Below are 13293 nucleotides of genomic sequence, written 5' to 3' on the forward strand. Positions count from 1 at the left end.
ATTTATGATACGTGGCTAAAAAAACGTCAGGAAGTCATAGAGCGTAGCGCATGATGACACCGACGTTTATGATTAACATCATGCGCCATAGTCTTTTTGGGCACGATGGAATAAATACCTTTGAGTCTATGTCATTTTGCGTATTTTTCAGCCAATGGCATACTATGTGTCAATTTGACGACTCAATGATTTTGGACTAAAGGCCTTACAGGCCGGCACAGGATACCTGAATGTGGGTATTAAAGACAAAATGTTTTGAACGATGTCCTTTGTAGTTGTTGTTTTGCACAAATTTTTTAATTTTTATATGTGAAGTTGAGGTAACCGCCATGTCGACACCGGATAATCGTTCCGTCAATTTTTTTAGCTTGTTTCGCCGGGGGCAGCACTATGCGAAGACGTGGCCAATGGAAAAGCGCCTCGCGCCTGTGTTTGTAGAGAACCGCGTGATCCGCATGACGCGTTACGCGATCCGTTTTATGCCGCCTATCGCCGTCTTCACCTTATGCTGGCAAATTGCGTTAGGGGGGCAGTTGGGACCGGCCGTGGCGACTGCGCTGTTTGCGCTCAGCCTGCCGATGCAGGGCATGTGGTGGCTGGGTAAACGTTCTGTAACGCCGCTGCCGCCTTCAATACTCAACTGGTTCTACGAAGTTCGGGGTAAATTGCAAGAAGCCGGGCAGGCGCTCACTCCGGTAGAAGGAAAGCCTGATTATCAGGCGCTGGCTGACACGCTTAAGCGCGCCTTCAAACAACTGGATAAAACTTTCCTTGATGATTTGTAATTGACCCCTGATTACGCATATAAAAGAAGGCACAAGATGCCTTCTTTTTTTTCATCGCAGTAGTAGTGATACAGGAGTCACAAATGGAAATGACCAACGCTCAACGTCTGATTTTGTCTAATCAGTACAAAATGATGACTATGCTCGATCCCACTAACGCCGAGCGTTATCGTCGTTTGCAGACGATTATTGAACGCGGTTACGGCTTGCAGATGCGCGAGCTGGATCGTGAGTTCGGTGAGCTGACGGAAGAAACCTGTCGTACGATTATCGATATTATGGAGATGTATCACGCATTACATGTGTCCTGGACTAATCTTAAGGACGCGCAGGCTATTGATGAGCGCCGCGTGACCTTCCTTGGCTTTGACGCCGCAACGGAAGCCCGTTACCTCGGGTACGTACGTTTTATGGTTAATGTCGAAGGTCGTTATACCCACTTTGATGCGGGTACGCATGGCTTCAACGCCCAGACCCCGATGTGGGAAAAATATCAGCGTATGCTAAATGTCTGGCACTCTTGCCCGCGCCAGTATCACCTGAGTGCGAATGAAATTAACCAAATCATTAATGCCTGAGGGGGCGAGCGTGCAGTGCAAAGGTTTTCTGTTTGATCTGGATGGAACGCTGGTCGATTCCTTACCCGCAGTAGAACGCGCGTGGTGCAACTGGGCCGATCGTTTTGGCCTCGATCACGCCGAGGTGCTCGGCTTTATTCATGGCAAGCAGGCCATTACCTCCCTGCGACACTTTATGGTGGGCAAATCTGAGGCTGAGATCGCCGCGGAATTCACCCGCCTGGAGCAGATCGAAGCGACGGAAACCGCGGGGATCACTGCGCTGCCGGGAGCGGTTGATTTGCTCAACCACCTCAATAAAGCGGGTATTCCATGGGCGATTGTGACCTCCGGGTCCATGCCGGTCGCACGAGCGCGTCATCGTGTCGCGGGGCTGCCTGCTCCTGAAGTGTTTGTCACCGCCGAGCGGGTAAAAAGAGGCAAGCCCGAGCCTGACGCCTATCTGTTAGGCGCCCAGCTTCTGGGTCTTGCGCCACAGGAATGCGCGGTGGTGGAAGATGCGCCCGCTGGGGTGCTTTCAGGACTGGCGGCAGGGTGTCATGTGATAGCGGTCAACGCGCCTGTGGACACGCCGCGTCTGGATGAGGTCGATTTTTCGCTGACCAGTCTGGAACATATTTCTGTGACCAAACAGCCTAACGGAAATGTGGTCGTAATAAGAAATACCTGAACATGATTTAGCCCCAGATTGTTGGGGCTTTTTTATGGCAGAATCGATCCATCCCTCTCATTTAACAAGGATATGTTGTGAACGGTGAATTGATATGGGTTCTCTCATTGCTGGCGATTGCCGTCGTCTTGTTTGTTACTGGCAGAGTGCGTATGGACGCGGTCGCTTTGCTGGTCATCATTGCCTTTGTTCTGAGCGGAACATTGAGCATCACAGAAGCCTTTTCCGGATTCAGCGATCCTAACGTTATTTTGATAGCGGCATTATTCATTATCGGCGACGGCCTGGTGCGTACCGGGGTGGCGACGGTAATGGGTGCCTGGCTGGTGAAGGTGGCTGGCAGCAGTGAAGTCAAAATGCTGGTGTTGCTGATGATTACCGTTGCCGGGCTCGGGGCGTTTATGAGTTCGACCGGCGTGGTCGCCATCTTTATCCCGGTGGTCTTAAGCGTTTCCATGCGCATGGAAATTTCCCCTTCACGCCTGATGATGCCGCTGAGCTTTGCCGGCCTGATAAGCGGCATGATGACGCTGGTGGCGACGCCGCCTAACCTGGTTGTCAACAGTGAACTGTTACGTGAAGGACTTAACGGGTTCAGCTTTTTTAGCGTTACCCCGCTGGGGCTGGTGGTTCTGGTTCTCGGCATAATTTATATGCTGCTGATGCGCTTTATGCTCAAGGGAGAAGATTCCAGACAGCCGGGAGACGGCTGGAAACGCCGGACCTTTCGCGATCTGATTAAAGAATATCGCCTGACCGGGCGCGCGCGTCGGCTGGCGATTCGTCCCGGTTCTCCTATGATTGGCCAGCGTCTGGATGATCTGAAGCTGCGTGAGCGCTACGGAGCAAACGTGATTGGCGTGGAACGCTGGCGTCGCTTTCGTCGCGTAATAGTCGACGTTAACGGGGTTTCTGAGTTTCGCGCCCGTGACGTATTGCTGATTGATATGTCCGCGGCCGATGTTGACCTGCGTGAATTTTGCAGTGAACAGTTTCTGGAACCAATGGTACTGCGCGGCGAATACTTCTCCGAGCAGGCGCTTGATGTGGGGATGGCCGAGATCTCTCTGATCCCTGAATCGGAATTGATCGGCAAAACGGTACGGGAAATCGCTTTTCGTACCCGCTACGGGCTGAATGTCGTTGGGCTGAAGCGCGATGGCACGGCTCTGGCTGGAGCGGTGGTGGATGAGCCATTGCTGATGGGCGATATCATATTAGTGGTGGGCAACTGGAAGCTCATCACACTGTTGGGACAAAAAGGGCGTGATTTTGTCGTGCTGAATATGCCCGAGGAAGTCAGTGAAGCTTCTCCGGCGCACAGCCAGGCACCGCATGCGATTTTCTGTCTGGTGCTGATGGTCGCTCTGATGCTCACTGATGAAATTCCCAATACGGTGGCTGCGATCATCGCCTGTCTGCTGATGGGGAAATTTCGCTGTATTGATGCCGAAAGTGCCTATAAAGCGATTCACTGGCCAAGCATTATTTTGATTGTCGGGATGATGCCCTTCGCGCTGGCTTTACAAAAAACCGGCGGTGTCGATTTGGTGGTGAAAGGGCTGATGGATGTCGGCGGCGGGTATGGCCCGTATATGATGTTGGGCTGCCTGTTCGTGCTGTGTGCGACTATCGGGTTATTTATCTCCAACACCGCGACGGCGGTGCTGATGGCGCCAATCGCGCTGGCGGCTGCAAAGTCGATGGGCGTTTCACCGTATCCTTTTGCGATGGGGATTGCGATGGCGGCATCCGCAGCCTTTATGACACCTGTCTCTTCCCCGGTAAACACTCTGGTGCTCGGACCTGGCAACTACAGCTTTAGCGATTTCGTGAAGATTGGCGTACCGTTTACCATCATTGTGATGGCGGTGTGCGTGGTGATGATCCCGATGCTGTTTCCGTTTTGATGTTGTTGTCTGATGGCGACGGGGATGTCTTCGCCGCCACCGGGTCATGCGTTTATAGCGGAGAATCCTGGCTGATTTCATCTAATGAGAGGTGAAAACTCGGGACAAACACGTCCATAAAGTAGTCCATCTCTTCGCTGCGTCGCGACTCGAGCGTTTTTTCCAGACGCGTCTTGGCAAGCAGAAATTCGTTGTTACCGGCAGAGAGTTCCTCCAGACACTTCAGATACGCGCACAGGGCATCGGCCTGTTTAACAATCGATCTCTCTTCTTCACTTAAGGCATGTTCATCAATGAGCGGCGCAAAAATATCGCGCAGTTCATCAGGTACCATATCGACCAGTTTTTGCTGGGCAATTTTCTCTATCGCTTTATATTCCTGCGCAATCTGCGAGTTGAAATATTTCACCGGGGTAGGGAGATCACCGGTCAGCACTTCTGACGCATCGTGATACATCGCCAACAGAGCAATACGCTCAGCATTAACCTGACCACCAAATTTGCGGTTTTTGATCGCGGCCAGCGCATGGGCAACCATGGCAACTTGCAGACTGTGTTCAGACACGTTTTCGGTGCGCACGTTGCGCATCAGCGGCCAGCGATTAATGAGCTTCAGACGGGAGAGGTGGGCAAAAAAATGGCTCTGCTTCATAACGACCCTTATATGATGGCAACCTAAGAGTCATTTTGCGCAGAGAAGGCTGTCAGATGCAAATACTCGTCATCCATCCGACAGCCTTTGTTTAATTACAGCTGGTGATACCCTGACAGGAAACGCTCAAATTTACTCAGCGACATTTCAATATCGTCAATACGCGGCAGCGTGACGATGCGGAAATGATCCGGCCACGGCCAGTTGAACGCTGTTCCCTGAACCAGCAGTACTTTTTCCTGCAGCAGGAAGTCGAGCACCATCTTCTGGTCGTCATGAATGTTGAAGCGTTTAGCGTCAATTTTCGGGAACATATACAGCGCGCCGCGTGGTTTTACGCAGGAGACACCAGGAATGTCATTGAGCAGTTCCCAGGCGCGGTTGCGTTGTTCATACAGACGCCCACCAGGCATGATAAATTCGCTGATGCTCTGGTATCCGCCCAGTGCGGTCTGAATGGCATGTTGCGCCGGAACGTTGGCACACAGGCGCATAGAGGCCAGCATCTCAAGACCTTCAATATATCCTTTAGCATGTTTCTTCGGCCCGTTCAGCACCATCCAGCCCTGACGGAAACCGGCAACGCGATAGGTTTTTGACAGGCCATTGAAGGTGATGGTCAGCAGATCCGGCGCCATTGCAGCAATGGAGTGGTGTTCAGCGTCGTCGTAGAGAATTTTGTCGTAAATCTCATCCGCAAAGATGATGAGGTTGTTCTGGCGAGCAATCTCAACAATCTCCATCAGCAGCTCTTTGGAGTAAACAGCGCCGGTTGGGTTGTTTGGGTTGATGATGACGATCCCACGCGTACGCGGCGTGATTTTGGCGCGGATATCATCCAGGTCCGGGAACCAGTCTGATGATTCGTCACACAGGTAGTGCACGGCATTACCGCCGGAGAGCGATACCGCCGCCGTCCACAGCGGATAATCAGGAGCAGGAACCAGCATTTCGTCCCCACTGTTCAGCAATGCCTGCATAGCCTGCACAATTAATTCAGAAACGCCGTTGCCGATATAAATATCTTCCACGGTTACGTCGCGCATACCACGGGCCTGGTAATGCTGCATAATCGCTTTCCGGGCGGAATAAAGGCCTTTGGAGTCGCAATATCCTTGCGCTGTTGGCAAATTGCGGATCACATCCACCAGTATTTCATCTGGCGCTTCAAACCCGAATGGCGCCGGGTTGCCGATGTTCAGTTTCAGAACCTTATTGCCTTCTTCTTCCAGGCGCTTTGCTTCCTTCAGAACCGGGCCGCGAATGTCATAACAGACGTTTTCTAATTTGCTGGATTTTTCAATGGGGGACATGAACGTTGACCTTTTTAGCTGTGAATGCCACTCCCTGCCATGGAAGTCAGCCCAGCACAATGTACTCCCACGGCGGTGAGTTTTGAAGGGTCTTTAGTAGAAGATTTTGAAAAGCTATGAAGTGATAATTAACTGTTAACAACTAAATAATGTAAATATTATGAGATAATAATCTATCTATATGTGTTTTGTTGGTAGTATATTTTGTTTTATTGGTTTGGTTGTGGTGAATTGTTTGGTCAAAAAAAGTTAAGCCTGTAAAGCGAAATGTCACGGGTGTCTAAGCTGGATGAGGTAATTCGAAAATACTGAGGTTTTAACTGCGGGGCCTGTTATCGGCCTGATCCGTACATGATACGGTGTGAATTCATTGTTAAGCATAATTAATGAATTGAAGAATTCTTAATTAATTATTATTTAATATTTAAACGACATTAAATTGAATGGGCCAATAATAGCAAAACCGCTGCTCTGACATAACACCTGGTAGCCTGGAATTATTCACGATAACACTTATAAATATAGTGGTTTTAGGTTAAGATAAGTCTCATGAAATGGTAAGTAGTCTGAATTTTAAGATAATTCAAATGTTTGTTGGTTGTTCCTAACACACTGAAAAGTTAGTTTTTAATGTGTAAATTATTGTTCGTTAACTTTTTTTTAAATTTACAAAATTTACATGTTTTCCCTAAGTCAGAATCATCCAGCAGCTAAAAATTCGGCTCTTTCTCGTTGCTATATTCCGATGAATATCACGGGAATTAAAATAGCCAGGAAAGAGAATTGTTTCGTTTGTTAAACCAAATACATCCTTATTTTCACTTGGTTACACTAAGCGAAACTGCGAGGGAGGCACATTACAAATGGAGTTGTTTGATTCCAAATGCACAGCATTAACCCGGTATGACCCGCGAGTAAGTGAAAAACTATGATAAATGCAAATCGTCCGATAATTAACCTCGACCTCGATCTGCTGAGAACCTTCGTTGCTGTTGCCGACCTGAATACCTTTGCGGCTGCGGCAGCTGCGGTATGTCGAACTCAGTCTGCGGTGAGTCAGCAAATGCAGCGTCTTGAGCAACTCGTGGGGAAAGAGTTGTTCGCGCGCCATGGACGCAACAAACTACTGACCGAACATGGTATACAACTGTTGGGTTACGCCAGAAAAATACTGCGCTTTAATGATGAGGCATGCTCATCATTAATGTTTAATAATCTTCAGGGAGTGTTAACTATCGGTGCTTCTGATGAATCAGCCGATACCATACTGCCTTTCCTGCTCAACCGGATAAGTTCGGTTTATCCGAAGCTTGCGCTGGATGTGAGGGTCAAGCGTAACGCCTACATGGTGGATATGCTGAAGTCGCAAGAAGTGGACTTGGTTGTGACTACCAACCGTCCTGGCGATTTTGAATGTCTGAATCTGCGTACCTCGCCAACGCATTGGTACTGTGCTGCCGAATATATTCTGCAAAAAGGTGAGCCGGTACCGTTGGTTCTGCTGGACGATCCGAGCCCGTTTCGCGATATCGTGCTGGCGACATTAAATGCTGCTCAGATCCCGTGGCGTCTGGCTTATGTCGCTTCAACATTACCTGCGGTTCGCGCGGCGGTAAAAGCAGGGCTCGGCGTCACTGCGCGACCTGTTGAAATGATGAGTCCGGATTTACGCGTACTGGGTGCCGCCGACGGATTACCGCCATTGCCTGATACTGAGTATCTGTTGTGCTGCGATCCGTCCACGCAAAATGAGTTGGCAGAAGTTATCTTTAAGTCGATGCAAACGTATCAAAATCCTTGGCAATACAATCAGTTTACCCCGGAAGGGGGAGATGACTCGCTGATTGTTGAAGGCGACTTTGAGTAATCCGTCACAAAAAATCGTTTTAAAATGTTAGTGTAAAAAAGAGCCTCTGGTGATGAAAAAACATCCAGCGGCTCTTTTTTATGTAAATATTGCCGCTTTATGTCATTTGCTATACTAAAACTTAACAAAATCAGAAGGTAAAAAAACGGCCTGACACCTGGCTGAAAAATAAGCAGCAGCGTTACTAATTGTTTCCATGTTAAAAAACTAGAGAAATTGTTGCTGTTTTTTATGGTGAATTAACAAAAGCGTGTCACAGATCAAGAAAATACTCCCATTTAGGGGGAGGCATCTGGGTGAATTCCTGTCAAAATAGGTGAGTATTATCTTTTTTACTTCACTACGGACACGATTCAACAACATTAAAAATGACCGATGATGCGATCGAAATTGGTCTAAATAGCACTTTATGTTAATGAAGTTGGAGCGGTGTAAAATAATGTGAGGAAACTTTTGTTAAAGTTGACAAAAGGTTATAGAAAGGAGTAAAAAACCCCATCAATTAGCTGTATAAAATGGTTTTTCACAGTGATTGTAAGGTTTTTTTTATTCCTCCCCATGAATCGATGTGGCGTTCATCTGCCGAAAAGAGCAGAGAATTTGGCGCTACTTTTGATGAGTAAGCAATGAGTATGTCAACATCCACTGAAATCATCGCTCATCACTGGGCATTCGCTATCTTTCTTATTGTTGCCATTGGCCTGTGCTGCCTGATGCTCGTCGGCGGCTGGTTTTTAGGTGGTCGCGCGCGCGCGAGATCTAAAAACGTGCCGTTTGAATCAGGTATCGACTCGGTCGGCACCGCCCGCTTGCGCCTGTCTGCCAAGTTTTATCTGGTAGCCATGTTCTTCGTTATCTTCGACGTTGAAGCGCTGTATCTGTTCGCATGGTCAACTTCTATCCGTGAAAGCGGCTGGATTGGCTTTGTGGAAGCTGCAATTTTTATTTTTGTGTTACTGGCAGGTCTGGTTTATCTGGTGCGTATTGGCGCGCTGGACTGGACGCCCGCGCGTTCACGCCGCGAGCGTATGAACCCGGAAACGAACAGTATCGCTAATCGTCAACGCTAACCGCGAGGCATTAAGATGGATTATACGCTCACCCGCATAGATCCTAACGGTGAGAACGACCGTTACCCCCTGCAAAAACAGGAGATCGTAACCGACCCCCTGGAGCAAGAAGTTAACAAAAACGTGTTCATGGGCAAGCTGCATGACATGGTTAACTGGGGCCGTAAAAACTCAATTTGGCCATATAACTTTGGCCTTTCCTGCTGCTACGTTGAGATGGTGACCTCGTTTACCGCCGTGCACGATGTGGCCCGTTTTGGTGCGGAAGTACTGCGTGCATCGCCGCGTCAGGCTGACTTGATGGTCGTAGCCGGAACCTGCTTTACTAAAATGGCGCCGGTTATTCAGCGCCTCTACGATCAGATGCTGGAACCGAAATGGGTTATTTCCATGGGCGCATGCGCCAACTCCGGCGGTATGTACGACATCTATTCTGTGGTGCAGGGCGTTGATAAATTTATTCCGGTCGATGTGTACATCCCGGGATGCCCGCCGCGTCCGGAAGCGTATATGCAGGCTCTGATGCTGCTGCAAGATTCCATTGGCAAAGAACGCCGTCCGCTCTCCTGGGTGGTTGGCGATCAGGGCGTTTATCGCGCCAATATGCAGTCAGAACGCGAGCGTAAACGCGGCGAACGTATTGCTGTAACGAATCTTCGTACACCAGACGAGATTTAATTTGCGCCTGTCGGCAGCAGCACTTCCTTCGCTTATCACTACATAAATAGCGCGAAGCACTGCCGACCACCACGGACCATTTGCAATGGTGAACAATATGACCGACTTAACCGCGCAAGACGCTGTATGGCAAACACGGGATCACCTTGATGACCCGGTCATTGGCGAACTGCGCAACCGTTTTGGGCCGGATGCCTTTACCGTTCAGGCGACTCGCACCGGGGTACCTGTTGTTTGGGTCAAGCGTGAACAATTACTGGAAGTTGGCGATTTCTTAAAGAGACTGCCGAAACCTTACGTCATGCTGTTTGACTTACACGGCATGGACGAACGTCTGCGTACGCACCGCGAAGGGTTACCTGCCGCGGATTTTTCCGTTTTCTATCACCTGATCTCCATTGAACGCAATCGCGATATCATGCTCAAGGTGGCATTGTCTGAAAACGACCTGCGTGTACCGACGTTCACCAAACTGTTTCCGAACGCCAACTGGTATGAGCGTGAAACCTGGGAAATGTTTGGCATCGACATCGAAGGTCACCCGCACCTGACGCGTCTGCTGATGCCGCATACCTGGGAAGGTCATCCGCTGCGTAAAGACTACCCGGCGCGTGCGACCGAATTCGATCCGTTTGAGCTGACTAAAGCCAAACAGGATCTGGAAATGGAATCACTGACCTTCAAACCAGAAGAATGGGGCATGAAGCGTAGTTCCGAAAACGAGGACTTCATGTTCCTCAACCTCGGTCCTAACCACCCGTCTTCTCACGGTGCGTTCCGTATTGTGCTGCAGCTTGATGGCGAAGAAATCGTCGACTGCGTGCCTGACATCGGCTACCACCACCGTGGCGCTGAAAAGATGGGTGAACGTCAGTCCTGGCACAGCTACATTCCGTACACCGACCGTATCGAGTACCTCGGCGGCTGTGTTAACGAAATGCCTTACGTACTGGCCGTTGAGAAACTGGCTGGCATCACCACGCCGGATCGCGTCAACGTGATTCGCGTTATGTTGTCTGAACTGTTCCGTATCAACAGCCACCTGCTGTACATCTCCACGTTCATCCAGGACGTCGGCGCGATGACGCCGGTCTTCTTCGCCTTTACCGACCGTCAGAAAATCTATGACGTAGTGGAAGCGATCACCGGTTTCCGTATGCACCCGGCCTGGTTCCGTATCGGCGGTGTGGCACACGATCTGCCGCGCGGTTGGGACAAACTGCTGCGTGACTTCCTCGACTGGATGCCAAAACGTCTGGATTCCTACGAGAAAGCCGCACTGCGTAACACCATCCTGAAAGGCCGTTCGCAAGGCGTTGCCGCTTACGGTAAGAAAGAAGCGCTGGACTGGGGTTGTACCGGTGCTGCGCTGCGTGCGACCGGTATTGATTTTGACGTGCGTAAAGCGCGTCCATACTCTGGCTACGAAAACTTTGACTTTGAAGTCCCGGTTGGCGGCGGCGTGTCCGACTGCTATACCCGCGTGATGCTGAAAGTTGAAGAGCTGCGCCAGAGTCTGCGCATCCTTGAGCAGTGCCTCAACAACATGCCGGAAGGCCCGTTCAAAGCGGATCACCCGCTGACTACGCCGCCGCCGAAAGAGCGCACGTTGCAACATATCGAAACCCTGATCACCCACTTCCTGCAAGTTTCGTGGGGACCGGTTATGCCGGCAAACGAGTCCTTCCAGATGGTGGAAGCGACCAAGGGTATTAACAGTTACTACCTGACCAGCGATGGCAGCACCATGAGTTACCGTACCCGTATCCGTACCCCGAGCTATGCGCACCTGCAGCAGATCCCGGTAGCGGTACGTGGCAGCCTGGTGTCCGACCTTATCGTCCACCTGGGTAGTATCGATTTTGTTATGTCAGATGTGGACCGCTAATTATGCACGAGAATCAACAACCACAAACCGAGGCTTTTGAGCTGAGTGCGGCTGAGCGTGAAGCGATTGAGCACGAGAAGCACCACTACGAAGACCCGCGTGCGGCGTCCATTGAAGCGCTGAAAATTGTTCAGAAACAGCGTGGCTGGGTGCCGGATGGGGCGATCTATGCGATCGCTGATGTGCTGGGGATCCCGGCAAGCGACGTAGAAGGTGTTGCCACGTTCTATAGCCAGATCTTCCGCCAGCCGGTAGGTCGCCACGTGATCCGCTACTGCGACAGCGTGGTGTGCCATATCAACGGCTATCAGGGGATCCAGGCTGCGCTTGAGAAAAAACTCAACATCAAGCCGGGGCAGACGACCTTTGACGGTCGTTTTACGCTGCTCCCGACCTGTTGCCTGGGGAACTGCGATAAAGGGCCGAACATGATGATCGATGAGGATACTCATGCTCACCTGACCCCGGAAGGCATTCCCGAACTGCTGGAGCGGTATAAATGAAAGACATTATCCGTACTCCCGAAACGCATCCGCTGACCTGGCGTCTGCGTGATGACAAACAGCCGGTCTGGCTGGACGAATACCGTAGCAAGAACGGCTACGAAGGTGCGCGTAAGGCCCTGACCGGGCTGTCACCGGACGAAATCGTTAATCAGGTAAAAGACGCTGGCCTGAAAGGGCGCGGCGGTGCGGGCTTTTCCACCGGTCTGAAGTGGAGCCTGATGCCGAAAGACGAATCCATGAACATCCGTTACCTGCTGTGTAACGCCGATGAAATGGAGCCGGGTACCTATAAAGACCGTCTGCTGATGGAACAGCTGCCGCACCTGCTGGTAGAAGGCATGCTGATCTCCGCGTTTGCGCTGAAAGCGTACCGTGGTTACATCTTCCTGCGTGGTGAATATATCGAAGCGGCTGTGCATCTGCGTCGCGCGATTGCCGAAGCAACCGAAGCCGGCTTGCTTGGCAAAAACATCATGGGCACCGGTTTCGACTTCGAACTGTTTGTCCACACCGGGGCAGGGCGCTATATCTGCGGTGAAGAGACGGCGCTAATTAACTCCCTTGAAGGTCGTCGTGCTAACCCACGTTCCAAGCCGCCGTTCCCGGCAAGCTCTGGCGCTTGGGGTAAGCCGACCTGCGTTAACAACGTCGAAACCCTGTGTAACGTACCAGCTATCCTCGCGAACGGCGTGGAGTGGTACCAGAACATTTCGCAGAGCAAAGACGCGGGCACCAAGCTGATGGGCTTCTCAGGTCGCGTGAAGAACCCTGGCCTGTGGGAACTGCCTTTCGGTACTACCGCGCGCGAGATCCTCGAAGATTACGCGGGCGGCATGCGTGATGGCCTGAAATTCAAAGCCTGGCAGCCGGGCGGCGCGGGTACTGACTTCCTGACTGAAGCGCACCTCGATCTGCCGATGGAATTCGAAAGCATTGGTAAAGCCGGTAGCCGTTTGGGCACCGCGCTGGCAATGGCCGTCGATCACGAGATTGGCATGGTTCCTCTGGTGCGTAACCTGGAAGAGTTCTTTGCCCGCGAGTCCTGCGGCTGGTGTACGCCGTGCCGTGACGGTCTGCCGTGGAGTGTGAAAATTCTGCGCGCGCTGGAGCGTGGCGAAGGCCAGCCTGGGGATATCGAGACGCTTGAGCAACTGTGTCGTTTCCTCGGCCCGGGTAAAACCTTCTGTGCACACGCACCGGGTGCGGTGGAGCCGCTGCAGAGCGCCATTAAATATTTCCGCGAAGAATTCGAAGCTGGCATCAAGCAGTCCTTCAGCAATACCCATCAGATTGGTGGTATTCAGCCGAACCTGCTGAAAGAGCGCTGGTAATAGCAGGGTAACCCTGAATCGCGATCAGAAATTCGATTAACGCTC

Annotated in this window: 12 protein-coding genes; 10 read left to right on the plus strand and 2 right to left on the minus strand. The window is 51.1% G+C overall.

The genetic code is table 11. From position 1 onward, the window contains the following. Positions 1–329: 329 nt before the first annotated feature. The 4 genes from yfbV (at position 330) to HV243_RS07930 (ending at position 3943) form a co-directional block, all read left to right on the plus strand. The gene (gene yfbV, locus HV243_RS07915) at positions 330–785 is read left to right on the plus strand and encodes a terminus macrodomain insulation protein YfbV (RefSeq protein ID WP_016153842.1); all 456 of its coding nucleotides are present in this window, start codon (positions 330–332) and stop codon (positions 783–785) included. An 83-nt stretch (positions 786–868) separates the two neighbouring features. Continuing rightward, positions 869–1363 carry a YfbU family protein gene (locus tag HV243_RS07920; RefSeq protein WP_016153841.1) on the plus strand — a complete coding sequence of 165 codons (495 nt, stop codon included), beginning with the start codon at positions 869–871 and terminating at the stop codon, positions 1361–1363. After that, on the plus strand, positions 1356–2033 hold the full coding sequence (locus tag HV243_RS07925) for a sugar phosphatase (protein WP_100250059.1): 678 nt from the start codon (positions 1356–1358) through the stop codon (positions 2031–2033). The genes HV243_RS07920 and HV243_RS07925 overlap by 8 nt, the downstream gene beginning before the upstream one ends. 77 nt (positions 2034–2110) lie before the next feature. After that, positions 2111–3943 (plus strand): SLC13 family permease, encoded by a 1833-nt coding sequence (locus HV243_RS07930; RefSeq protein ID WP_053389245.1) that lies wholly within the window; start codon positions 2111–2113, stop codon positions 3941–3943. A gap of 52 nt (positions 3944–3995) precedes the next feature. On the opposite strand, the gene yfbR is transcribed toward HV243_RS07930, so the two are convergent. Further along, positions 3996–4595 carry a 5'-deoxynucleotidase gene (yfbR, locus tag HV243_RS07935; protein WP_003028083.1) on the minus strand — a complete coding sequence of 200 codons (600 nt, stop codon included), beginning with the start codon at positions 4593–4595 and terminating at the stop codon, positions 3996–3998. 95 nt (positions 4596–4690) lie between these two features. After that, positions 4691–5908, minus strand: coding sequence for an alanine transaminase AlaA (alaA, locus tag HV243_RS07940; RefSeq protein WP_005129483.1), 1218 nt, complete (start codon positions 5906–5908; stop codon positions 4691–4693). Positions 5909–6836: 928 nt separating this feature from the next. Between alaA and lrhA the strand changes: the two genes are divergently transcribed. From lrhA to nuoF, 6 genes are all read left to right on the plus strand, one after another. Continuing rightward, positions 6837–7775, plus strand: coding sequence for a transcriptional regulator LrhA (gene lrhA / locus HV243_RS07945; RefSeq protein WP_016153838.1), 939 nt, complete (start codon positions 6837–6839; stop codon positions 7773–7775). Between the two features lie 626 nt (positions 7776–8401). Continuing rightward, positions 8402–8845 carry an NADH-quinone oxidoreductase subunit NuoA gene (nuoA, locus tag HV243_RS07950; RefSeq protein WP_003028077.1) on the plus strand — a complete coding sequence of 148 codons (444 nt, stop codon included), beginning with the start codon at positions 8402–8404 and terminating at the stop codon, positions 8843–8845. A 15-nt stretch (positions 8846–8860) separates the two neighbouring features. Further along, the gene (nuoB, locus tag HV243_RS07955) at positions 8861–9523 is read left to right on the plus strand and encodes an NADH-quinone oxidoreductase subunit NuoB (protein ID WP_003028075.1); all 663 of its coding nucleotides are present in this window, start codon (positions 8861–8863) and stop codon (positions 9521–9523) included. Between the two features lie 85 nt (positions 9524–9608). Beyond that, the gene (gene nuoC / locus HV243_RS07960) at positions 9609–11411 is read left to right on the plus strand and encodes an NADH-quinone oxidoreductase subunit C/D (RefSeq protein ID WP_016153837.1); all 1803 of its coding nucleotides are present in this window, start codon (positions 9609–9611) and stop codon (positions 11409–11411) included. Between the two features lie 2 nt (positions 11412–11413). After that, on the plus strand, positions 11414–11914 hold the full coding sequence (gene nuoE / locus HV243_RS07965; RefSeq protein WP_003028069.1) for an NADH-quinone oxidoreductase subunit NuoE: 501 nt from the start codon (positions 11414–11416) through the stop codon (positions 11912–11914). Continuing rightward, positions 11911–13248 (plus strand): NADH-quinone oxidoreductase subunit NuoF, encoded by a 1338-nt coding sequence (nuoF, locus tag HV243_RS07970; RefSeq protein WP_016153836.1) that lies wholly within the window; start codon positions 11911–11913, stop codon positions 13246–13248. Before nuoE ends, nuoF begins: the two co-directional genes overlap by 4 nt. Positions 13249–13293 lie beyond the last annotated feature (45 nt).

Source organism: Citrobacter sp. RHBSTW-00599 (assembly GCF_013784065.1).
Classification (GTDB): domain Bacteria; phylum Pseudomonadota; class Gammaproteobacteria; order Enterobacterales; family Enterobacteriaceae; genus Citrobacter; species Citrobacter braakii.